At 52.3% G+C, this 23,393-nt stretch carries 23 protein-coding genes and 1 tRNA gene; 4 read left to right on the top strand and 20 right to left on the bottom strand.

Annotated features, from left to right (window positions below; genetic code table 11):
- Positions 1 to 337 precede the first annotated feature (337 nt).
- The 8 genes from BN348_RS13035 to BN348_RS05255 form a co-directional block, all read right to left on the bottom strand.
- Positions 338 to 1,195: a cohesin domain-containing protein gene (locus tag BN348_RS13035; RefSeq protein WP_052446737.1), complete on the bottom strand. Its 858-nt coding sequence runs from the start codon at positions 1,193 to 1,195 to the stop codon at positions 338 to 340.
- 108 nt (positions 1,196 to 1,303) lie between these two features.
- Positions 1,304 to 2,152: a cohesin domain-containing protein gene (locus tag BN348_RS05295; protein WP_040196724.1), complete on the bottom strand. Its 849-nt coding sequence runs from the start codon at positions 2,150 to 2,152 to the stop codon at positions 1,304 to 1,306.
- A gap of 118 nt (positions 2,153 to 2,270) precedes the next feature.
- A complete protein-coding gene (locus BN348_RS05290; protein WP_040196723.1) occupies positions 2,271 to 2,711 on the bottom strand; it encodes a hypothetical protein in 441 nt (146 codons plus the stop codon).
- A gap of 116 nt (positions 2,712 to 2,827) precedes the next feature.
- Positions 2,828 to 3,946 carry an FKBP-type peptidyl-prolyl cis-trans isomerase gene (locus tag BN348_RS13030; protein WP_052446736.1) on the bottom strand — a complete coding sequence of 373 codons (1,119 nt, stop codon included), beginning with the start codon at positions 3,944 to 3,946 and terminating at the stop codon, positions 2,828 to 2,830.
- Positions 3,947 to 4,843: 897 nt separating this feature from the next.
- A tRNA-Ser gene (locus BN348_RS05275) sits at positions 4,844 to 4,936 on the bottom strand.
- A 101-nt stretch (positions 4,937 to 5,037) separates the two neighbouring features.
- A complete protein-coding gene (locus tag BN348_RS05270) occupies positions 5,038 to 5,397 on the bottom strand; it encodes a DUF3862 domain-containing protein (RefSeq protein WP_052446735.1) in 360 nt (119 codons plus the stop codon).
- Between the two features lie 788 nt (positions 5,398 to 6,185).
- Positions 6,186 to 6,752: a DUF2815 family protein gene (locus BN348_RS05260; protein ID WP_052446733.1), complete on the bottom strand. Its 567-nt coding sequence runs from the start codon at positions 6,750 to 6,752 to the stop codon at positions 6,186 to 6,188.
- Positions 6,753 to 6,849: 97 nt separating this feature from the next.
- Positions 6,850 to 7,092, bottom strand: a complete 243-nt coding sequence (locus BN348_RS05255) for a hypothetical protein (protein WP_040196721.1) — start codon at positions 7,090 to 7,092, stop codon at positions 6,850 to 6,852.
- A gap of 232 nt (positions 7,093 to 7,324) precedes the next feature.
- On the opposite strand from BN348_RS05255, the gene BN348_RS13025 reads away from it, so the two are divergent.
- Both BN348_RS13025 and BN348_RS05245 read left to right on the top strand, forming a co-directional pair.
- Positions 7,325 to 8,065 (top strand): helix-turn-helix domain-containing protein, encoded by a 741-nt coding sequence (locus tag BN348_RS13025; protein WP_052446732.1) that lies wholly within the window; start codon positions 7,325 to 7,327, stop codon positions 8,063 to 8,065.
- A gap of 91 nt (positions 8,066 to 8,156) precedes the next feature.
- Positions 8,157 to 8,354 (top strand): hypothetical protein, encoded by a 198-nt coding sequence (locus tag BN348_RS05245; protein ID WP_040196720.1) that lies wholly within the window; start codon positions 8,157 to 8,159, stop codon positions 8,352 to 8,354.
- Positions 8,355 to 8,571: 217 nt separating this feature from the next.
- Here the strand turns inward: BN348_RS05245 and BN348_RS05240 are convergent, their stop codons facing one another.
- The 9 genes from BN348_RS05240 to BN348_RS05200 form a co-directional block, all read right to left on the bottom strand.
- Complete coding sequence (locus tag BN348_RS05240) at positions 8,572 to 9,141, bottom strand: hypothetical protein (protein ID WP_040196718.1); 570 nt, start codon at positions 9,139 to 9,141, stop codon at positions 8,572 to 8,574.
- A 399-nt stretch (positions 9,142 to 9,540) separates the two neighbouring features.
- Positions 9,541 to 11,670 (bottom strand): transglutaminase TgpA family protein, encoded by a 2,130-nt coding sequence (locus BN348_RS05235; RefSeq protein WP_040196716.1) that lies wholly within the window; start codon positions 11,668 to 11,670, stop codon positions 9,541 to 9,543.
- Positions 11,667 to 12,683 (bottom strand): DUF58 domain-containing protein, encoded by a 1,017-nt coding sequence (locus BN348_RS05230; protein WP_040196715.1) that lies wholly within the window; start codon positions 12,681 to 12,683, stop codon positions 11,667 to 11,669. The genes BN348_RS05235 and BN348_RS05230 overlap by 4 nt, the downstream gene beginning before the upstream one ends.
- Complete coding sequence (locus BN348_RS05225) at positions 12,680 to 13,618, bottom strand: AAA family ATPase (RefSeq protein WP_040196714.1); 939 nt, start codon at positions 13,616 to 13,618, stop codon at positions 12,680 to 12,682. Before BN348_RS05225 ends, BN348_RS05230 begins: the two co-directional genes overlap by 4 nt.
- 324 nt (positions 13,619 to 13,942) lie before the next feature.
- Positions 13,943 to 14,413, bottom strand: a complete 471-nt coding sequence (locus BN348_RS05220) for an N-acetyltransferase (protein WP_082020807.1) — start codon at positions 14,411 to 14,413, stop codon at positions 13,943 to 13,945.
- A gap of 245 nt (positions 14,414 to 14,658) precedes the next feature.
- Positions 14,659 to 15,843, bottom strand: coding sequence for a [FeFe] hydrogenase H-cluster maturation GTPase HydF (gene hydF / locus BN348_RS05215; RefSeq protein ID WP_040196712.1), 1,185 nt, complete (start codon positions 15,841 to 15,843; stop codon positions 14,659 to 14,661).
- Between the two features lie 313 nt (positions 15,844 to 16,156).
- Entirely contained in the window at positions 16,157 to 17,581 is a 1,425-nt protein-coding gene (gene hydG / locus BN348_RS05210; protein ID WP_040196711.1) for a [FeFe] hydrogenase H-cluster radical SAM maturase HydG, read from the bottom strand.
- 88 nt (positions 17,582 to 17,669) lie between these two features.
- Entirely contained in the window at positions 17,670 to 18,677 is a 1,008-nt protein-coding gene (hydE, locus tag BN348_RS05205; RefSeq protein ID WP_040196709.1) for a [FeFe] hydrogenase H-cluster radical SAM maturase HydE, read from the bottom strand.
- 214 nt (positions 18,678 to 18,891) lie between these two features.
- On the bottom strand, positions 18,892 to 19,167 hold the full coding sequence (locus BN348_RS05200; protein ID WP_052446730.1) for a TM1266 family iron-only hydrogenase system putative regulator: 276 nt from the start codon (positions 19,165 to 19,167) through the stop codon (positions 18,892 to 18,894).
- Positions 19,168 to 19,568: 401 nt separating this feature from the next.
- Between BN348_RS05200 and BN348_RS05190 the strand changes: the two genes are divergently transcribed.
- On the top strand, positions 19,569 to 20,414 hold the full coding sequence (locus tag BN348_RS05190) for a DegV family protein (protein WP_040196707.1): 846 nt from the start codon (positions 19,569 to 19,571) through the stop codon (positions 20,412 to 20,414).
- 216 nt (positions 20,415 to 20,630) lie between these two features.
- Entirely contained in the window at positions 20,631 to 21,245 is a 615-nt protein-coding gene (locus BN348_RS05185; protein ID WP_197068284.1) for a DUF4364 family protein, read from the top strand.
- 67 nt (positions 21,246 to 21,312) lie between these two features.
- Here the strand turns inward: BN348_RS05185 and BN348_RS05180 are convergent, their stop codons facing one another.
- From BN348_RS05180 to dtd, 3 genes are all read right to left on the bottom strand, one after another.
- A complete protein-coding gene (locus BN348_RS05180) occupies positions 21,313 to 22,020 on the bottom strand; it encodes a hypothetical protein (protein WP_040196705.1) in 708 nt (235 codons plus the stop codon).
- Positions 22,021 to 22,198: 178 nt separating this feature from the next.
- Entirely contained in the window at positions 22,199 to 22,468 is a 270-nt protein-coding gene (locus BN348_RS05175; protein WP_040196704.1) for a GNAT family N-acetyltransferase, read from the bottom strand.
- Positions 22,469 to 22,484: 16 nt separating this feature from the next.
- The gene (gene dtd / locus BN348_RS05170; protein WP_040196703.1) at positions 22,485 to 22,934 is read right to left on the bottom strand and encodes a D-aminoacyl-tRNA deacylase; all 450 of its coding nucleotides are present in this window, start codon (positions 22,932 to 22,934) and stop codon (positions 22,485 to 22,487) included.
- Positions 22,935 to 23,393: the final 459 nt, after the last annotated feature.

Raw genomic sequence — 23,393 nt, 5'->3', positions numbered from 1 at the left:
AGCATACTTTTAAACCTTCCGCATAGGTAGCAAACTTCCCGTTGATGCATTTCTTTTATGACACTGTGTACCTATGCAGTATGGCAGAAAACTCGGCGCGGGCTGCGTTGCTTTGGGATTCAAACAGGCTTATCATCATCCATATCCCGGAGGATGTCCTGCATCGTAAGCCCTTGTAGGCTTTTCCTGGCATATAGCCGCGGACGCTGCCCGCGTCGAGGAATTCACGGTTCTCTACTATAATTGTATGTTTTGCGGACTTGATGTCACACCGTTAAGGTTCACGTCCGCTGTGGTCGTGCCTATCGGATATACCTGTACATTGGGCCGCCGACCGTTATGATTTCTGCTTCTTCGCAACAGCGATGGATACAACGATGCCTCCAAACAGGACAACAACCATCCATGACATCCATGCGTCTGCATGTCCAGTTCCAGGATTGCTCTTTGACTCATTGCTCGAGGTTGAACCATTGGTGGAATGATTCGGCTTGCTCGAATCATTCGGTTTACTGGAGTCGTCCGGTTTGCTCGAATCATCCGGTTTACTGGAGTCGTCCGGCTTGCTCGAGTCGTCTGGTTTGCTCGAATCATCCGGTTTACTGGAGTCGTCTGGCTTGCTCGAATCATCCGGTTTACTCGAGTCATCCGGCTTACTGGAATCATCCGGTTCACTGGAAAGCACTGTGACCGAGCCGTGACTCGACACAGTCACGTTAACGTCGGTACCGCCATCTGCTACAATGGCCTCGACCACATTCAGAGAAGATTTGCCCAGAGCCGCGTCTGAATTCACTTTATAGGTGTACTGCACGATGACGCCGTTCACGGTTACATTTTGAGCTGAAGCGGCAACAAAACTGCCTTTTGTAACATCATCGGAGGGCATATCCGTCCATCCACCAGGGCATTGCGGTCCCCTCTCGATTTTCACCGGCGTGAGTACCGCCGGGTCATATTCGATTGTGACCTGCGCACCTGCCGCGACGGCGTTAAGGCTGACGTCCACGGTGACCGTGTCTCCCGGATGCGCCTGCACGTTGGACACCGACAGGGTTGCCGACGCATCGGCCGACGCGGGCATCGCTATCCCTGTGAAGAGTGCTAAAAGCAGTACCAACGACAGCACATATGATAATGATTTCTTTTTCATTCCGAAGCCCTCCTGTTTTTTCTGATTATTACTGAAAACCATTTCTTTTTTCTCCTTTACAACAACTCAATAAGATTTATTTTCCTATTCATCTTGATCTTTCAGTTCAGACTGCGCTTCCACCCCCTAACTTTCGTCGTTCATGCGTCCTTATTCTGTGTCTTCTGTCTGATTGTCTTCTTGATGGTCTTCTGTTTGATTATTTTTTTTCCTGGCACGAACAACAAATACGGTCACCACAGCACCAACAACCACGACGGCCGAAACGATCAGCAGAATGACCAGTCCATTGCCGCCGGACTGACCGGGGTCCGAGTTCGTTGACTCTGAGTTTGATGACCCCGAGGTTGTTGACTCTAATTTTGATGACCCTGAGTTCGTTGACTCCGAGGTTGACGATCCCGAGGTTGCTGAACCTGAATCTGTTGACTCTGAGCCCGATGATCCCGAGGCTGCCGATTCTGAATTTGACGATCCTGAATCCGTTGACTTCGAGGTTGTTGAACTCAGGCTTCCTTTATCTACAATCGTATCCACGGCGTTGACGGTAAGCTCAGCGCCTTCTTCGTCATAGACCTTGAACTGTTCCACGCTGAACGAATAGTCTCCGCTCGCGTTGTCCCCAGCACGAAAAGTAAACGTCAATACCGCGCCGCTGACCGACTTGTCACTGGACGATGCCATGGCAAAGATTCCATCTTTGAATTCACCGGTGATACTGTCCTGATTGAACATGGTCATGTTTCCCGAAATTGCACTCGTGGCTTCGATCTTCTCCAGTACCAGTGCGCCGGTGTCATACACTAGACGCCCCTGGAAGGCCGCAAACGTTCCGTCCATGACCAGCTCTGTCGTGACCGTCTGTCCAGGGCTGACGCTGACATCGCTCACCTGCACCGTCACCTCGCCGGCCGCCAGCGCGGTGAAACCTCCCCCTGCAATAATGCCGAGCAGCAACATAAGCGTTAGTGCGTATCTGAGTATGATTCTTTTTTTCATGAATACACCATTCCTTTTCCTTCTCATTTTTTACTGTTTCTCTGAAGCTGAAGCAGTTCTGTCAATTTCCGGTTTTGCTGTGGTTACAGAGCAGGATTCGTTTCCAAGAAACGCGTACCTATGACTGACCGATCACCGCTTCTAATTTTGTAACCTTAATTGCGTACTGATTGTTCTCATAAGCGATATAAAGCGTCAAAATCTGTCCTTCGTCGACGGACTCCTTGACAAACTGGGCGCTGCCCGGCAATTCCTTCAGATTATAACCATTCCCCGCCGCGGTCCACCCCTGCTCCTGCAGAAACTGTGTATATTGGAGAAGGTCGTCGGAAACCGAACTGCTCTGATATGTATATTGCTTGCTGGGAAACTCATTCTTGCCTTCGGACGCCACATCTGTAACCGTCCGTTCGCCGACCACCGACGTAATACTGGAAACTTTATCTCCACCAAAATCGTATGTCTCCAGTTTTGAGGGATCATTCGTACAAGCACTCAGCAAACAGGATAAAAGAACCGCCATCAAAACCAAAGCCAAACGGCAGACATATTTTTTCATTGTCGATCATCATCCCTTTCCGTTTTTTGATCACATCATCGCGTGAAAATTACGTGTATCAAAGGTGCCCGGCACCCACGCCGCGAGGGTTCTTTACCGCGGATTGATTGCCGGCGTTATGACAATACGGCACTTTCAGCAATATAATCAAGAACCTTCTGGCCAAGGACCGACTGCTTTACGTAAGGCAAACCATAATAGTCCACTTGTGTAGAAATGTCGCTTGACCACAGGTGTTCGGAAGAATACTTCGTCATATCTTCATCACTGACCGAAATGCCCGCATCCTCCGCCACAGCCTGGATTACGAGGAGATACGTCGCACTTTCTGCCAGATCGTCATGTGCATCCTCAATACATTCCTCCACACTGGAGAAGCCCTCATTTTCTTTCAGGTATTCCTCCAGCTCCATCCCGTTATAATCCGCTAATTCCTGGTAACCATTCAACAGGATCTTTTCCTGGTACTTTATCAACGAATCAGGGATGGATTTGACGGGCACCTTGGTCCTGAGGAATTGCTCTATGTATTCCTGCACGAAATCTTTTTGAATATCTGTCCGCATTCCCTCTCTCATTTCTTCAACGGTTGTCCAGCCGTTGGATGAGGACAGGTTCTCCTTAACGAAGTCGTCGGTCAGTTCCTCCCTTTCGACAATATAATTGATGGTCGTCTCAAACACAGCTTCCTTACCCTGCAGCGCTTCATCATAGTAGTCATCTGGGAAGGTTACCTCAATATCAATTGTTTCTCCGGGCATCTTTCCGATCAACTGTTCCAAAAAGTCATCGAGAAAGCTCAGCATATCATCTTTATCGTCTGTTTCTCCAATGACAACATCCACGCCCACTTCCATGGTAGAGCCGCCATCAAACACTTCCCCGTCTATCTTGCCCTCATAATCGATGTTCACCGTGTCGCCGTTAGCGACCGCGCGGTCCGTAATTTGGATTCTCGATATGTATCCGGCCATCAGGGTATCGATTTGGTATTGGAGGTACTCGTCCGTAACTTGATGCGCCTCGGCAGGAATGGTCATCTCCTGATAATCAAAATCCTCAACATAATCGAGGGCTTTAATGCCTTTTAAAAAACCGTTTCCATCAATCCCATCACTGTACAAAGATGAGAGACCGCTCTCCGATTCATCCGTGTTCGAGTTACACCCGGCCAGCAAAATAACCGGCATAAAGATTGCAAGGATGAGGGATGAGATCCTTATACACTTTTTCATGAATAAATTCTCCTAACATTGTATTTTTCCAGCTTGGTGACAAAAATTGTCGTTCTTGCCGGTATAGCCAGGGCGATCGAACGAAGCTTATTTATCATCATATTTTATATTACAATCGTCATATATTTTATTGCATTTTTCACATATTCCATTTTGCAATCCAGCTATGTTTTATTGCAAATATTCTATACTTTATAGAAATTATCATATAATTTATTACAGTTATATTATAAGCGTATTTTGGAAAAAGTCAAGCTTTTTTTGATTCAATCTATCACTTTTCTGGTGAATGTCCACAGATTGACGGCTAAAATCGACATTTTTTTTGAAATCACATTGCTGCGGCCCCGCCATAGAGCGCACCGGATCTTGAGCAGGACAGTGCCTGTCCTGCTCAAGATCCCTGCTCCGGTTTCCGCTGAAATTCGAATATTTCCTCAGCAATACCTGCCGGGTTCTTGTGCCGATTTCCGTTTGCCGCTCTCCATTATCGACCGCACTGGCCGTCTCAAATCCTGTCCCAACTGTTTGCCCGAGGTGGAATTGTCGTTTTAAACAATGGCATCTGCCGTCTGTTTAGCGCAATTTCTGAAGGCGTACTTCTTAAAATTAAGAACGATATCGATTACCACAGATAGTTCATTCCCACCAGCAACAACATTCCTGACATGATTTTGAACACCAAAGTCGCTGCTGTCATAAAACGATCTATCCATATTTAGAGGAATTAAAAATATGTACATTTCCTGTATTTTAGTACGCACGATTCGAAGAAAAACCATAAAAAATCGTGTAGGCATCTTCTGATATTTCATGATTTCTATTGTTATGTTAACCAAAACAAAAAAAGTGGACAAACCCGCAATACAACAGGGTCTGTCCACTTTTGGAAAAATCTGGCGGAGAAGGAGGGATTCGAACCCTCGAGACATTTGTAGTGCCTACACGATTTCCAGTCGTGCGCCCTCGACCAAGCTAGGCGACTTCTCCACATAAAAATATTTATTTTTCACAACGAATGATATTATACTACATATTTCTTATAATGTCAAGTTATTTTTTCATTTTTATTATCCATTTTTTCGATGACTTTACTGCAGACCATACTCCGATTTTGACAACAACTTGTCCGCTTGAAACAAAATGTTTGCGCTCGACATTTTATCGCCTTCACCCGGCCACTGATACATGGTTGTATAAAAGTCCTCTCCCTGGCTGCCAGTTTGAGAAATCACAGTTCCCTCTCCGCCGATGATTTGTACGACCTCCTGATAGGACATCCCGTTTTCAAGACGCTCATATTCCTCTTTGGTGATCGTGGCATCCCCTTCCACCGCACTTGTATGGGAACCATCCACCGAAGGATCATCGGATGCATCGCGAGAAGCGCATCCGCTCAATACTGTACTGATTATAACAACCGATAGCAATGCGGACAGCCATCTCTTCATAATGTATCATCCTCCCAAAAGTCATCTTGAACATCGAACATTTATAGTATAACAAAAATATGAACAGATTGCAAGCTAAAATTACAACTTATATCCAAAAAAAGAAAATACAACGCAATATCATGCGCATATGGCACTGGAATACGGCCAGAAAGCGGAATGACCGATCATTCCGCTTTCTGGCTGCAGGCTGAAAAAGCTGCTATACTCCATACAGCCTGCAAAAATATGGTGAAAGAAAAAAATGAAAACGTCTTTAAAGATCAGCATTTAAAGCACGAACCGAGATTCTCCGTCCTTCTTTTTTGATAGAGACAGAGAAAGAATTGTCTTCGCAGCGTATAAAACTGCCTTCTGCCGCATGGAACCGGCATATATTCAAAGGCTATGCCCTGCGTGACGTTCTGCAGTATGTAAGGGCCAAGTTCCCCAGCCGTCTCTGCAGCAGCTTCTTCGATCAAAGATACATCATGCTTTAAAGACTCCTTTTCCTCGAAAAGAAACCGTCTATGGCTTGACAAAAAATCAGATGATTCCTTGTACAATTGTACAGCGTTAAGACGGCGCTTTTTTTCATCGTACTGCTTACAAAAATACTTGAGTTCCCGGTAGGCATACCGGCTGATCTGGTAGGCTTCCAGACTGAGATCCCTGTCCTGCGGCAAAATAATTCCTCCCATATGTAAACTTTGATCAGGCTTTCCTGTTCGCTTTACATATGTGCCCGCTGTCAGCTTTCCCGCGTATTGTTCCGTTTCCTCAGCTCTATGATGGACAGAACGCCGATTTCATCCGCAGCGTCCCGAAGCCTGCTTTAAGATTCCCGCGAAGTCCATCGATGCGCTTCTGCGCGCGCTCAGCGGTTCCCCATCCGAAAGCTTCAGGATATTGCCAAGCCCGGCGCCAATTCCTTTGTGAATGCCGCTGCTGTACGCAAAAAAGCGAAAGGTAACACGCGCGTACATCCCGCTGTATATCTCTGCTTCATCCTCGATTGGACTGCCCGTAAGAGAAAGCACCTCCGGCTTCTGTTTACAGGACGCCGTAAGCACCCAATGTCCGCGGCACTCCTCTCGGAACGGTCCGCCCGAGGGGCGTTCGCCATCCCCATCGTATAACGGGAGGCGGATGGTTTCCGGCCGCTGGCCGTTCCAGGCATGCAATATCCCATGCCGGACAGCAGCCTCCATGCTCAGATCAATCTGGGACTTCATCGCTTCATCCTCTTTGGGGATCAGCAGGGTCACGGAATACTTGGGTTCCGCACCGGGAACCGGGGAGTATGGACGGATCAGGTGTACATAGGACAACCGCACCTTGCCGGTCAAGACCTTTAACGGGTCGTTTTGAAACATCTTAAAACGCTCTCCTTCCACTATTTTGAAACACTCTGGAGCGTTTCAAAATACCATGGTAATTTTGTTCGAAATCCGCATAAAAACAAATGTTCTCTCATACCGCTTCGTTGTACGGCACCGCTTCACGATTTAAAACCGCCAGCCGCTCCAATGCGCTGCAGTAAATTCGGATTGCCAGCAACGGGTCCACCGATGGGAACTCACTGGACAGATAGGTGTATGTCCCCTCCATCAGCAAATTCAGCACATCATTTCGCTGCCCGTTTCCTCTTAAATGTACGCGGGACATCTGTCTGTCCGGATTGGTCTTGTGTAGCTGGATGGTGACATCTTTCATATTAAGCGCTTCCTTTCACTGTGATCTGCTCATTGTCTTTTATCGATCGATATGCTTCACCAAATTTTTTATGGCATTTCAGCAATCCCCTGAATCATTTTTATGCATTTGCATAATTTGTATTTTTATTATATCTGATTCAAAATAATCTGTCAACCTATTTTTACTCAAATTCATAATTTTTTATTTACAAACATAAATTTATGTGTTATAGTAATATCGAGGTGATCATATGGGAATCGGGACAACTCTCCAGCTGCTGATTGAAAAACAGCATACCAATGTCAATGAGCTTGCCAGAACGACAGGCATCAGCGCGCAGACGCTGTACAGCATCATCAAACGGGACAATATGAAGGTCGGTTTTGATATCCTGATCAGGCTTTCCGATGCGCTGGATGTCGATATCGATTATTTCTGCCATGGCCACAGCAGGCTGAACCGGTCGCAGCTGTCCGTTTCCGAGCAGGAGTATCTGCATAAATTCCGTCAGCTGAATCTGTCCGGCCAGCGAAAGGTGCATGCCTATACCGATGATCTGCTGGCCAATCCTTTGTATCTGCTGATACAGCCAAGCTGCATCCAGCTGGATTTTTATATGCTGCCCGCATCCGCCGGCACCGGCATCTATCTGAATGACGACGCGAAAGAGATGCTGGATGTTCCATCGAACGCTTTGACGCAGAAGGCGGATTTCGCCGTACGGGTCAGCGGCAACAGTATGGAGCCGTTTTTCTTTGACGGGGATATCCTGCTGGTGCAGTCCCAAACGGTCATTGAACACGGTGAAATCGGCATCTTTGTCCTAAACGGCGAAGGCTACGTCAAGCGGCTGTACCGCAAAGGAAACGACTGCCGGCTGATCTCTTTAAATCTCGATTATGATGACATCATCATTGAAGACCTCGATACGCTTTTATGCCGCGGGAAGGTGCTCGGCAAGCTGGAAAACCTGTCAGTCCCGCAGGCATAGCCTGTCCGGACTGGTTTTTGGGATGTTAAGCTGTCTCTTTGCAGATATTTTTTGTCATTCAAGATGATCAACGCAGAAAGAAGGTACTGTTTTGGAAAAATTCATTCCATACGAAAAACTCTCAAAGAAGAAGAAACGCGAATTTGACAGTATGAAGCGCAGAGATTGGGGGACGCTCAATCCTGTCACACGCAAATCCCCCAATCCAAAAGCTTACGACCGCAGAAAGGCCCGGCAGCAGAAGGAGGAATCCTTTGATGCCGGGCCTTTTATTTTGCTCGTGTTTTAAAATTCTGCGCCTTTACAACACTTCTTTATGATTTACAGACTCCCGGCACGGACACTCCCACCGGCGGCTTTGCAAACGATGAACCGGGGTATGATCTACGTAAATCATCCATATACATTCTCACTTTGACGGCAGCCATTGCCGCAATGCGCCGAAACCTCTCAAGCGACGATGCAAAAAGCCCGGCAAGCATCTGCCGGGCTTTTTGATCGGTGTGTTACTGCATCTGAATGGATTTCTCGCAGGCTTCGATCCAATCGGATGCATCCTGTGATTCGGTGATCATGGTAAAATTCAGCGTATGATCGTCCGCGTCCACAATCAGCTGATGCACCAGCTGGCTGCCGGCATCCGTTGACGAGGTGTAGACAATTCGAAAAGCGTCCGATTCGCTGATGGTTGTCTTTTCAAAGGACTGAATCTTTACATCGTCAAACATGGCTTCCAGTCCCAGCTTAAAGATATCCTGCGTCATCTCGCCGAAGGAGGGGTCTTTGGCCGTCTCCACGACGGTGATGCAGTCCGATTTGTCCGGATACTCCGGCGAAACCAGCAGAACAACCTCCTGATCGTTCTGAAGCTTCCAGTTCCGGGGCGCAGTCAGCTGATAGCCTTCTCCATGATAGGTTCCATCCAAGTCCAGCTTGGATTTTTCCGAGCTCTCCGATGTGCTTTGTGTGCTGACAGTGGAAACAGCGGATTCTTCATCCGGTTGCTGCGGCTGACTGCAGGCCGTCATGCTCAAAAGCGTAGCCGCCAGCAGCATCATTGAGATATATCGTTTCATGGTGTTTGATTCCTTCCCTGCATATTGTTTTGCCCGTGATACCATAGCCGCAGGTTCTTATGTGCCCTGCACGCCGTAAACGGCGTCAAAACCGGCTTCATCGGTTCCGGCTATGTACAAGCAGCCTCATCGACGCGCTTTGCGCTTCCACCCGCCTGCGGCGGACTGCTGATGCGAAAGCGGTTGTTATGCGGATATTATACCACATTTTCCGACAGGCTGTAAAGGAGCAAGCTGTCAGATCGGCACAAAGACTTTTCACAGGCCGCATAGGCTAGAACGCGTATATGCTCACTGCAAAAATATCCATTCGGGAAATTGAACTGCGCGGCTCCGATTCCCACATACGCAGACAAGACTGAGGGGACAGGCTGAAAACACCTGTCCCCATCTCTCATACTATCGATATAACAGCCAAAACCACGCTTTTTTCCACCATGCGCCGATATGCGCTCCCGTCGATTCAGAAGCAGCTTCCGCTTCCTTCACAAGCGCCTGCCGTTCCTCCTCGGTCAGCTGGTATTGACTGAACTTCGCTTTGTTGGCAAGCCGCATCGCCTGCTCGCTGACGCGGTAACCGAAACGTTCCAGATGCTCCAGATAGGTATAGACCGCAAGCGCGGCGCGATCGGTATCCGGCTGTGCAAACCGCCGTGTACGCAGGATGCGGGATATCAGATGGGTGAGCACCACCGCAATGGCGGCAAACAGCACGATAAAGACCAGCCACAGCAGCCAGCTTGCATCCTCCCTGGGCACTGGCCCGCGCGAGTCGATGGAAGAGGACGGCTGCGAAGACACGTCGCTGTCCTCTGACGAAACGGCGCTTTGTTCATGGGATGCTGCGGATTCGTTCCCGCTCTCTCCCCGCCCTCCGTAGATGCCGCCCGGCGTTGGGTCCAGTGGATACCAGCCGATCTGCGGAAGCCAGATTTCGGTCCAGGCATGGGCCTGCTCGTCGGTGATCTCGGCCCAGCCGTCGTCGCCGAAATTGTCCCGATGTACCGTGTAGCCCTGCACAAACCGCGCCGGAATGCCGGCCGCGCGCAGCACCGCCGTCGCGGCGCTCGCAAAGTGGACACAATATCCCTGATGGCTTTCAAACAGGAAATAATCCACAAAATCGCGTCCTTCTGGCGTCGGTCCCGGCGTCCTCGTATAGGTTCCGTCGGAATGAATCTTTGCAACGATAGCTTGAGCCATCGACAGCCACATATACGGATTGTCGTTTTCCACCATCTGAAATTTGCTCCAGATGTATTCCTTGAGCCTCTTTTTTAAATTCTCAGGCAGCTGCGTATAGTGTTCCTTTACAAATTCCAGATACCGATCCGTGTCCTCATCCAGTGGAATGGGATTTCCTTCCGCATAACTGGCTCTGGGGACAAAACGAAGGGTGTATTCGCTCGCGCCGATGCTGTTGCGCAGCGCGCTGTCCTTGTAGAATCCCTTCTCAAAGCCATCGGCCGCATACATGTTGTACGGCGTGTAGGCCACCAGCTGGTCCGCCCCGACATTGCGGACGGTGATGCTGCTCTTATCGAGCGTCTGATCCCTGTACGCATCCAAGCTGAGCTCCGCGTACAGCAGGGGCTGGAAATCCAGGTCCAACTGTTCATAGATCGTTTCCGGCAGCGGCTCCCAGGAGGTTCCGGTATACACCTCTCCTGACCCGCCGCGCAGGTAAATCCGGTTCGGGCCGTCGGTTTTCACCCGTAGAACCGGTTTCCCGGTCGGGTTCCACTCGCTCTGGCCGGCAAGATCCACAAATCCCGGAGAGTTCATCTGCCAGCCATTTGTGCCGGCGCCTGTCAGCCTATTGCGCAGGTTCATGACCTGCGCGTTTGGAGAATAACTGTCCGATGGCAGCAGCAGCGCCATTATGAGAACAAACAGCAGGGATGCAGGCAGGGCCAGCATCCCGATTTTTGCCGTTCCCTCCGAAGACCGTCTTCCGGCCCGGCCCAGCATCAGCACGGTGATCCAGAATCCGAGGATCAGCACCGTTTCCAGCATGCCGGGCACGCCGTTCAGCGCAATCGAGACGCCCAGAACCGGGAGGGTGGGCAGCAGCGTGAGCAGGATGCTCTTCGCCTTCAGCACCGCCCAGGCAAGCAGCGCCACGATCAGGAACAGTGCAAACAGCAGAAAGATGGGGCATCCCTCCTGCCCCAGCATCGGATGGGCCGACGTATAAGATCTGAACCACGGGGAAACCCTTGACAATTCCGTGGAAACGCCTTCCGCCGCATGGATCGCCCCATAATAAAGCGGCTCACGAAACAAAAACGCCAAGCCGTCCCAGATGACCAGCGATCCGAGTACGGCGTATCCGCGGTACTTCGGCAGCGCAAAGATGCCGGCGAACAGCAGGACCATAAACGGCGCGAACTGCAGCAGGTCCTTCGCGCTGGGTTCCAGAAATGAAAAGCTGTTGATCAGGCAGATCAGGATGCCGTAAACGCCGGTCATCAGGATCAGCGCGCCGCCGGCAAAACGCAGCCATGGACGGTAAACGGTGTCTGTCACAGCGCGCCACCCCCCATCTCGCCGGGGATGTCGACCCGGTCGGGGCCGACGACGAACAGAAAATCGGTTTCCGGCTCGTCGGACCGTCTGAGCAGGGAACGGATATCCTCAGCCTGTTCGGGCAGGCGGGTCGAACAGATGCGCCGCAGGGCTTCGGCAAAGTCCTCCCTGCTCTCCACAGGCTCCTTGACCAGGGAAGCGGACCGCACATCATACCAGACCAGCATGCAGCCATAGGCGCATTCCAGCAGCGCCGACGTCAATCCGCGCAGCCTGCCCAGTATCAGATCCATCCGTTCGGGCGGGCCGCTGAAATCGAAGGCGACCAGCACCGACGGGTCGAAGCTCATCTCCGCCTCGCGCACCATCGGCTTCTGCAGCTTGGAGGTCAGCTTCCAGTGGATGTCCCGCACGCTGTCGCCGATCTGGTATTCGCGCACGGTGCTTTTTTCCCCGTCCTTGCCGGCTTTTATGGCCATCCCCTCCGAAGCGTCCGCCTGCACGATCCCTTCGAGGTTTTCGGCAAACGGCTTCTCCTTCGTAAGAATCTGGAAGCAGACTGGCGCGGGCACGGCAACCTTCAGGGTAAAGATGCCCGCCAGATCCACCATCCGCGCGCGCGGAACACTGCATCGGACCATTCCGCAGTGCCCGCAGAGGAACTGTGTTTTGACCGCCTGTTCCTGCGCGCCATTGCGGAACCGCAGCTTTTGTTCCTGACACTCCCCTGTCATCTGGTTCTCAAACCGGACCTGCATGGTCACGCGGCTGACCGGCAGTCTGGAGCGGTAGGATGCGATCAGCGTCAATTCTTCCCCCTTGTCCACCTCGGAACAGCCGGGACTTAGCTGAAGCTCGATCCCTTTCCAGATAATCAGGCTCAACAGCAGCTGCAGCGGCAGATACAGCAGTTCGACGATCAGAAGGAACCAGGACAGGTAGCCGGTATCAAAGATATAAAACGCCGTGGCCGCCAGCAGCAGAACGGCGTAAAAGACACGATAGCGAATCATCGGACCGCCCTCAGCTTGGGCACGGGGACCTGCTTGAGGACGTCGAGCATGACATGGCGGGCCTCCTCCCCCTGCAGGCGCGCCTGCGATGTCAGCAGGATGCGGTGCGCCGTGCTGTCCGGAAGAATATACTGTAAATCCGCAGGAACCACGTAATCCCGGCCCTGCACCCAGGCGGCGGCCTGCGACAGCGCGGCCAGCGCGACCGAGCAGCGGGGGCTGATGCCCTGCTCAATCAGCGGATGCTCGCGGGTCGCGCAGGCAATGCGGATGATATAGTCATAGATTTCATCGTGAATGAACACCTGAGACACCTCCTCGCGCATGGCAAGTAGCGTCTCGGCATCTATTACGCGCCGCACAGGCTCCATCTCGCTGTTTCCATGCTTGCGGCGCAGCATCTCAATCTCCTGCGCGGGCTGGGGATACCCGATGGAAAAACACATCATAAAGCGGTCTAGCTGGGAGTTCGGAAGCAGCTGCGTGCCGGCGGAACCCGCCGGATTCTGGGTCGCGATGACCGTGAAGGGCTGCGGGAGCATATGCGTGATGCCGTCCACCGTAACGCTGCCCTCCTCCATCGTTTCCAGCAGCGCGGACTGCGTGCGGCTGGACGCGCGGTTGATCTCATCTGCCAGCAGCAGGTTGCAGACAGCCGCGCCCGGCTGGTATTCCATCTTTCCGGTTTCCTTGCGATATATGGAAAAGCCGGTGATGTCCGAGGGCAGGACATCCGGCGTGAACTGAATGCGTTTGTATTGAAGCGCCATCGCGTTCGAAAACGCAAGGGCCAGCGTTGTTTTGCCGACGCCCGGAATATCCTCCAGCAGAATGTGGCCGCCCGCAAGGATGGTCAAAAGCACCTTGAGCGCAACCTCATCCTTACCCACAAAGGACTTCCCGACCTCTGTGAGCAGTCGTTTGCATTGATTCATAACGTCTCCTCCTGTATTGTTTTTTCATGCGGTGTTACGTTAAACTTATCATAAAATGCAGGAGCAGGAAAGTTGACAACATGTACATATTTTTAATTTTTTACAAGCTTTTTTATCCGATCTTCTAAAAGATGAATTCTCTCAATCGTGGAGAGAAATTCTATTACCCACCCGTTGTTGGATAGATCATGACATTTAAAATATATTTCTGCCAGACGGCTTCCCATTTCGGCGGGTGTATTTTACCGTCAAAAGTTCTGCCATCAAAAAAGGAGAACACGCTTTCCCATGAAAGCATGTTCTCCTCAGACCCGTCCTGCCCGGCTACTGCTGGGCGGGATGGACCGGATATATCCTGTGTTCTCCGTCCCTGACCCACTCCATGAGGTATTCCATGTGGGGCGGACAGTCGCTTTCCCGTTCGAGGACGATATCAAAGCCGCATTTGTGATAGAATCCGACTGAAGCGGCGTTCTCTTTAAAGACGCCCAGAGAAAGGCGTTCATACCGCTGCTTGCAGAATTCCAGCAGCGCGGTGCCGATGCCCTTCCCCTGGCTTTCCAGCGACACGAACAGCGCGCCGACAAACCATTTGGGAAGGATGCTGACAAATCCCCGCACCTGTCCGTCCTCCTCAAAAACATAGGTTTCCGAACGCGGCAGGAATGTCTGCTCGACAGCCTGAAAATTCTCTGTCCAGTAAGACTCCTCGATGAAGCTGTGGGCAGCCTTGTTAACCGACAGCCAGATATCCATGACGGCATCGGTGTCTTCCATACAAAAAGGGCGAATCATGGGTCCTTCTCCTTTTCTTTCTCATTCCATGTGCAGACGACGTTCCCAACGTATGTATCCCGGCGGATCCACGCATCCTGTGAAGAAAGATGCGTTTCGGTCCGATCCTTCAAGGCCGTAAAGCCTTCCGCACACATCAAAACCTCCCGCCTGAGGGCGGTCATCTTCTGTCGTCTTTATCATAGCACAATGATAACGATTTGAAAAGTCCCCAGCCATAAAATCAGGAGGTTTCATAGGACCGGTCAATAGACGACCTTGTCCAGGATATCGTTCAGGAACGCGATGGCCACGCCGAAATTGGTGATCGGGATGTCCCGCTTCTTCGCATAAGAGATTTTGCTGAGCATATTGCGCTGGTTGATCATGCATCCGCCGCAATGGATGATCAGCTTGCAGTCCTCCAGGTCGTCCGGGAACCCATGCCCGGACGAGTATGTGAAACGCAGCTTCCCGCCGGCATACTGTTCCAGCCAGCCCGGCAGCTTTTCCCGGGCGATATCCCCCTTCATGGCGTGATGGGTGCAGGATTCCGCAATCAGCACCGTATCGCCGGGCTTCAGTTCGCTGATATGCTTCGCCCCGTCGACGAACGCGCGCACGTCGCCTTTGGCCTTGGACATCAGGATGGAAAACGAGGTCAGCGGGATGCCGTCCGGCAGCGTTTGGTACACCTTCTTAAACATCTGGGAATCGGTGATGACCAGCGCGGGCTTCCTGTTCAAAAGCCCAAGCGTCTCTGTGAGATCATCGGTCTTGATGGTCATGACCTTACAGCCGTTGTCCAGCAGGTCGCGGATGGTCTGCACCTGCGGCAGGATCAGCCTGCCCTTCGGGGCCTGGATGTCCTGCGGCGCGACGAGCACCACCACATCCCCCTTTTTGACCAGATTGCCGGTCAGCGAGTGTTCTTCCAAATCCAGACGGGCGTTTTTCACCATCAGCGCTTTGAGCTCATCGACCTTCGACGGGTCCTGCGCATCCATCCGGATGACCGGCAGGCCGCCGAAATCGAGCGAAGTCTCCTCTTGCCCCTTGATCTCATTGATCACGCAGACAACCGGGATGTCCTTCTCCCGCAGTTTCTCGAGGTATTCCCGTTCCCGCTGGAGGGTCCGGCTGTCCGAACGCACCACAAGAACCGCCAGATCGGTGCGGTCCATCACATCGAGCGTCTTCTTCGTGCGCAGATGTCCGATATCGCTCTCATCGTCGAGCCCCGCCGTGTCGATGAGCACAATCGGGCCGAGCGGCAGCAGCTCCATCGATTTGTAGACCGGGTCGGTCGTGGTGCCCGCAACATCGGAGACCACCGACAGGTTCTGTCCGGTCAGGGTGTTGATCAGTGTGGATTTACCGGAATTGGTCCGGCCGAACACCGCGATATGCAGCCTTTCGCCGCGCGGCGTATCGTTTAAACTGGATACCATGCGTTTCACCTACTCCATGAAATCTCATCTTTTTGTGGAACTCGGCTCCTCTGTGCCGCCGGTCTTACCGTATGCGGCGCGGATAACGCCCTGCATATCAACATCGACGGAACGGAGTTTCATAAATCGGCCTTCCCGTATGCAGCGCGGATGATGCCCTGCATATCGACACCGGCGGCGCGGAGTTTGACTAGCCGGTCTTTCCATATGCACCGCAGACAATGCCGATGTTCCGCCGGCGCGGTCCGGCAGTTTAGAATGCTGCCGGACCGCGTTCTATATCTTCTGATATATCAGCCTTCGATCGGGTATGTTACCATCTGAAATCCCGTTCGCCGGCTTCAATGCGCTTATAATATTCCTTGGTCTTTTCCCGGACCTTTTCGTTCGGGATGGTCTCGGTCTCGGTCCTGAGAAGGTTCTCCGTCAGCTGCTTGAACTCCTCATCCCCGTAGTCGGTCGAATACTCCTTGAGGGTCAGCAGCGCGTTGGCCTGGCAGAAGTTCGAAATCTGGCCGGTCTTGGCAAAGCTCATGAACCGGTCGCCGGTGCGTCCCTCTCGGTAGCAGGCCGTACAGAAGCTTGGAATGTAGCCGTGGCGGATCAAATCCTTCGTGATCTCAATCGGGGTGCGCTCATCCGACACCTGGAACTGCGGCTTCTGCCCGCAGCCGCAGCCCTTCTTCAGCGAATCCGCATAGCCGCCGACGCCGGTGCAGGAGCCGGAGCTGACCTGCGAAATGCCGAGCTCAACGACCTCCTCGCGGAATTTCGGCTCCTCGCGGGTGCTGATGATCATGCCGGTATACGGCACGGCCAGGCGGATGATCGAAACGATCTTTTTAAAGTCGTCGTTGCAGACCAGATGCGGGAACATCTCGCGGTCGACTCCGGGAGCCGGGTTGATGCGCGGCACTGAAATCGTGTGCGGTCCGACGCCGAAGACAGCTTCCATATGCTCGACATGCAGGAAGGTCGAGACGATCTCATAATGCCAGTCATAGAGTCCGTACAGCACACCGAAGCCGACGTCGTCGATGCCGCCTTCCATCGCGCGGTCATGCGCTGTGGTGTGCCATTCGTAGTTGTGCTTCGGGCCCTTCGGGTGCATCTTTTCATAGGTCGGCTTGTGATAGGTCTCCTGGAACAGGATGTAGGTGCCGATGCCGGCTTCCTTCAAGCGCTTGTACTCCTCCACGGTGGTCGCCGCGATGTTGACATTCGCGCGGCGGATCGAACCCTTATCCTTCTTGATGCTGTAGATCGTCTCCAGGCACTCGATGATGTAGTCGAGCGGGCAGTTTTCCGGGTCCTCGCCGGCTTCGACCGCCAGACGCTTGTGTCCCATGCTCTCAAGAATCTTGACCTCTTCGATCAGTTCCTCTTTGCTCAGGCGTTTGCGGCCCATACAGGCGCTGTGATGGTAGCCGCAGTAGACGCATTCGTTGACGCAGTAATCCGAAACATACAGCGGCGCGAACATCACGATGCGCTTGCCGTAAATGTGGTTTTTGATCTGTTTGGCGACCCGGAACATCTCCTCCAGCAACTCTTTGTCCTCGACAAAGGTCAGCACCGCCGCTTCCTTGTGGGTAAGCCCCTGATACTGCGCCGCCTTGTCGATCAGGCTCTGTACATAGGCCTTATCCCGCACCTTTTCTTTTGCCTCGGCAAGGGTTTTCTCCACCTCATCGTGATCGATAAACTCCGCCGCCAGCTTGGATTTTACATCATACATACAAAACATATCCTTTCCAGTCAATTCTATCTCTATCGGCTCCCCCGCCAACCTGCAGTATATAAGCCGGTATGATCGTGGTTACGGCTTACACGCCGGTCTTGTGCAGTTTCCTCAGATTCTCAATCAATTCATCCCGCTGTTGTTTCAGCGGCTGGTCTTTGCAGTCCCGTCCGGGATAGATGTCGTAAAGCGCGCGGTATTTCGGCGGCGTCGCCTTCTGCATGATGACGTTCGCGCCGCAGCTGAGCGCGTCGCGCATGCCGCCCTTGACATTCAGCGCCGTCGTGGACGGCAGATGCACCTTTGGAAGCACCAGGCGCGCGAGGGCCAGCACCTTTAGGGTGAGCTGTGCCGACCCGCCCTCGCTGCCGCGCAGCGCGGTCTCATCATGCGCGATGAACGGCCCGATGCCCGCCATTGTAACGCCCATCCTCTTCAAGAGCAGGATGTCGTCCCTGAGCGTCCGCAGCGTCTGCCCGGGCAGGCCGATCATGAATCCGCTGCCCATCTCATAGCCGAGCTGTCGCAGCCAGTCCTGACACTGCAGGCGCTGTTTCAGTGTGCTGTGCGGATGCATGCGGTTGTAAAGCGTCTCATCGGAGGTTTCGTGCTTGATCAGGTAGCGGTCCGCGCCGCATTCCCGCCAATACCGGTAATCCTCATAATCGCGTTCGCCGCAGCTCAGGGTCAGCGCGATGTGATATCGCGCTTTGATTTCCCGGATGATCTCCCCCATCCGCTCTTTGGTATAGAAGAGGTCCTCTCCGCTCTGCAGGATGACCGTCCGGTAGCCCGCCTTCGCCACGTCGCCCACCGTTTCCAGGATCTCCTCCTCGGACATCCGGTAACGGCGCACCGACCGGTTCTGTCTCTGCAGGCCGCAGTAGGCGCAGGCGCATCGGCAGTGGTTCGAAAATTCGATGATCGCGCGGATCTGCACGGCGCTGCCAAAGCTTCCTTGACAGACCTCATCAGCCTTCTCAAACAGATATTGGAGCGTCTGGTCCTCCTCGCTTGCCAGTATCCGGTCCATCTGCAGACAGGCTTCCCGGTCCCCGGCCGCGATCCGGTCAATCAGAAGGCATTCTTCCATCTACTTCACCATTCCTATCGTTTTATAAAATCCTTGCTTCCGCGCACAGGATAAGCACGCTTGCCTGACACATGAAAATGGGTTCTCCATAATATCCACGTCAACATCTGCATTTCTAAAAAACGCGGCCGCATATTCCGCGGATGTCCGCATCCGCCGGCAAAAGAACGGCAGCAGCTCCTTGCCTCTGCTGCATACCTGTTTTCCAATTCAATCAGTTCTGCTGTTTGACCGCCACGCCGCCGGTATGGCCGGACAGCGCCGATTTTACCGATACGCCTCCAATCCGGCCAAGCCTGCCGGTCAGTGTGCTGATCTCATCGGTTGTACCGTCCACAATCAGCGAGATCACCATCACGCCTTTGTCCTTACATGGAATCCCCATACGGCCGATGATGATCTGCCGGGACTCATGCAGCAGTTCGTTGACCTTTTCCGCTAAACTGAAATCGGTCAGAAAGATGCCGATGACACCGATTCGTTTTTCCAATGCCGTATCTCTCCTTTCTAACATAAAAAGCGCCCTTTTTGTTTCCTCAACAAAAAGGGCGCACTCGCAGCAACTTGATCTTCATACGATTGCCCCTCCCAGTCAGAGTGAAACGCCTTCCGGTCAGGTATATACGAAATATTGTCCTTGCATGGAATCAATCCCATGCGCGGAGCACTGTCTCTATTGTAAACCAAAATCGTCCTTTTTGCAAGGCATTTCCGCAACTTTTCTGACATGTCGGCATCATCCCCTGAAAAATGGATTTTTTGTGATTGAATTTTGAAAAGCTCCATGCTATAATGACATGAGACATGATGGAATTGCCCACATTCCATATGAACGTGCAACCAAAACAGCGGATGGCCAGCATCCGACTCAATCCAAAAGGAGTTTTGCAAATGGGAAACGTCATCATCACTTCGGACAGCACCTGTGACCTTTCACCGGAACTGCTGGAGCAGCATCAGATCATAACGCTGCCGCTTTATATCAACCTGAACGACCATTTTTACCGCGACGGCGTGGATATAACGCCTGACGATATCTATGAGAACTACAAGAAAAACAAGACCATTCCAAAGACCTCGGCGATTCCGCCTGGGGATTATCTGGATTTCTTCGCCGCGCTGCATCCCGGCGAAAATGAGATCGTGCATTTCTCGATCAGCTCTGGATTCTCCACCACCCATCAGAATGCCTGTATGGCTGCCAAGGAGCTGGGACACATCCATCCGATCGATTCGCGGAATCTGTCCACCGGCATCGGCCTGCAGGTGCTGTATGCATCCGATATGGCCAGAAACGGCGCCAGCGCTCAGGAAATTGTAGAGAAGCTCGCGGACATCACGCCGAAGGTGGATGCCAGCTTTATTCTGGACACGCTCGAATACATGTGCAAGGGCGGCCGATGCTCGTCGGCTACCAAGCTCGGCGCCAACCTGCTGCGCATCAAGCCCTGCATCGAGGTCAAGGACGGCGGCATGATCGTTGGAAAGAAGTACCGCGGCAAGCTGTTAAGTGTATTCCAGCAGTATTGTGACGACCGCCTTCGGGATGTACAGGTCGAACCAACCCGCGCATTCGTCACCCATTCCGGACTGGAGGATATGACGCACGCCGAAACCATCCGCCGGCAGGTATTGGACACCGGACTGTTTAAAGAAGTCCATATCACCCGCGCCGGATGCACGGTTTCCACCCACTGCGGCATCAACACGCTGGGCGTGCTGTTTATCCACGCATAAAATCGAACGCGATGCGGTTTGTCCGCGTCGCGTTTTTCAGCTTTCTACAGAGCCGCCTTTCATTCGGCAGAAAATTTTAAAAGTTAACAGCCCGAAATGACTTTTCTTTTCAGGCCGGATGTTGTAAAATATAAATGTTGTGGTTCTAACGCCTATTCACGACACAAAAAACGCTGTTTTAAAAACGGCAATTTACAGGATATACAGGTGATCAACATGGAACAGCATGCATTTACCGGCGGGGTCATCCCCGGCGGACTCACGACGGAATATGAAATCCGTTTTTTGATTTGTTATTTGATCCTTAAAATCGGACAGCCTCTGTCCAAGAAACAGATGTCCGAGGTTTTTATGAAGGAAGGGCTTGTCAACTACTTCGAATATGCCGGCGCGTTGGAATCCCTGTTAAAGTCCGGCCATATCCGGGTGGAAAAGATCATAGGCTTCGACGAATACTATGCGGTCTGTGATCTCGGTATCGAAACGGCAAAAACCTTCGGTGATTCCCTGCCGCTGACCGTACGTGAAAAGGCGGTCAAATCGATGCACAAGCTTTTAACCCTCAAGCGGCGCGAGGAGGAAAACACCGTTGAAATTGAACAGGTGGAGAACGGCTACACCATCACCTGCGCCATCCCGGACAACGGCGCCGACCTGATGCGGGTGACGCTCTATGTCCCGGATGAGGAATCCGCGCAGCGCATCCGCCGCCGGTTCCTGAACGACCCGATCCTTGCGTATAAGGGCGTGATCGCGGCGATGACCGGCGATACCAAGGCGGTCGGCGAGCTGGTTTCCACACAGCTTGAAGATTTATTCGATGAAGAGTAGACGGTAAAAACGGGCGCTTCCCTTCTGGGAAGCGCCCGTTTTTTGTCTCCGTATCATTTGATTATGCTTATTGCGCTTTGGAAATGACGCTCGACAGATCTTCGTTTCGGCGCCTGGTCACCGCGCGGTGAATCAGATAGATATACGGCAGGCCGAGATTGGTTTCCAACAGGGAATTTACAATCAGCGGCATGATACCCTGTGCGCGGATGCCGGTGATCAGCAGGATCAGCTCCCAGGCAAACTGCACAAGGATGCCGATTGCCAGAATCCACGGGATGTTGATCTTCTTTTTTTGATCCTTCACGCGGATATTGTAGACGCAGAGCAGGGCGTATCCGACAAACAGGATCAGCGCCATCACACCGTGATAGCTGCCGGTTCCGCGCATGATCGAGACTTCGGGGAATGAGCCGCCGAAGTTCTGGCTGAGCAGCGCGGTCATAAACCACCCTGATGTGATCAGCAGCGACCATTCGAGCGCATGGCCGTCGCGGTCCAGCCAAAGCCAGATCCAGACGAAGTTGGTAAACCCGTAGCTCATGCTCAGCCACAATAAGAACCAGAACGGGTCCGCGCCGTTCACCTGTCGGGTCCCCAGCGCCAGATAAAAGATGCCGTAATCGACGATAAAATACAGGATGCCGCCTAAAAATCCAAAGATGGCGGCGGCGTAGCGCTTGGTATACAGAAGCACCAGCGCCAGAAACACCAAAAATCCAATGTCCAGAAAGATATACAGCTCATTGAGCACCCTGGACGGGATCACTTCCATGTTTTTACCTCCTTTGCTGTTATGCGGCACTGTTGAGCTAACATATGAAAAAGTCCTGAAGGGGCGCTTGTTTCATAATATTTCAGCCTTTTGGGCTTTCCGTCCCACCTGCGGCGGGGAGAAAGGTCCAAAAGACTGTTTTTCATGTTAACTTCACAAAGCCTGTCATGTGGATGTTCTAGGCGAGGATATCAGCATCATCCGGATGCTTTTCAAACCATTTCACTGCATAGGAGCAGGTCGGCACAGCCTTTCTGCCGCTTCTGCGGATGCTGTCGGCCGCTCCCTGCATCAGCTGGCCCGCTATTCCCTGGCCGCGCAGGGCATCATCCACAAAGGTGTGGTTGATCTCTACGGTACCATCTGTCCGCTGCGGAAAGGTCACCTCTGCAAGCAGCTTGCCGTCCTGTTCGCAATAGATGCGGTTTTCCTCCACGATAAATTCCATATGATTTCCTCCTTCATTAAAGCTCGTCGCTGTCCAGAATGATGGTGACCGGTCCGTCGTTCAGAATAGACACCTTCATATCTGCGCCGAACACGCCGGTTTGAACCTCCTGTACGCCCGCTTCCTTCAGGCACTCTCCAAAATATTCATACAGCTTTTCCGCTGTTTCGGGACGGGCCGCATCGGTGAAGGACGGCCGTCTTCCCTTTCTGCTGTTCGCATAAAGGGTGAAATTGCTGACCAGAAGCACCTTGCCGCCCACATCCATGACCGAACGGTTCATGTTGCCGTTTTCATCATCGAAGATGCGCAGGTACGCCGCTTTATTCGCGACGGTCTGCGCCTGCTGCTCGGTATCCTCCGTGGAGACGCCCAGAAGGATCATCAGACCGTCTTCAATCCGGGCGGTGGTCGTTCCGTCTATCTCGACCGATGCTTGCTTGACACGCTGTAAAATGGCTCTCATGTTATGATTGTCCCTCCCAGGTTGATTGATCCCTTATTTTTTGTTTTTATCATGTGGACTTTGATTCTTTTGCTCAGTTCACTGAGGGTTTTTCTGCCAAATCGCCTTGGCAAGGTGGCAGTACCTCTTTTGCGTGGCCAAAAGAGTAACCAGAAAAGGCCATTCAAGGGGTCTATCGCCCCCTTAAAAATCCCCCAATCACGCAGCTTCTTCCGAATTGGGCAGTTCCTGCTTCCAGATGACGGCAAGGCGCCCGCAATGGCTCGGCTCAGAGGCACCATTCTGCGCAGCGCTCTCCCGTTTCTCCATTCTGTCGCTGTCAGCTTTATCTTCCAACAACGCGCAAATCTCGTCTAGCCTCATTGTCCCCACCACGCCATAGCGGGCATTGTTCTTTTCAGGATAGAATGGCTCTAAAATGCAGCACATATATGCAAATGAACTTACTTTCTAATACGA

The organism is Candidatus Soleaferrea massiliensis AP7 (genome assembly GCF_000820765.1).
GTDB lineage: Bacteria > Bacillota > Clostridia > Oscillospirales > Ruminococcaceae > Soleaferrea > Soleaferrea massiliensis.
This window is presented reverse-complemented; position numbering and strand designations above follow the sequence as displayed.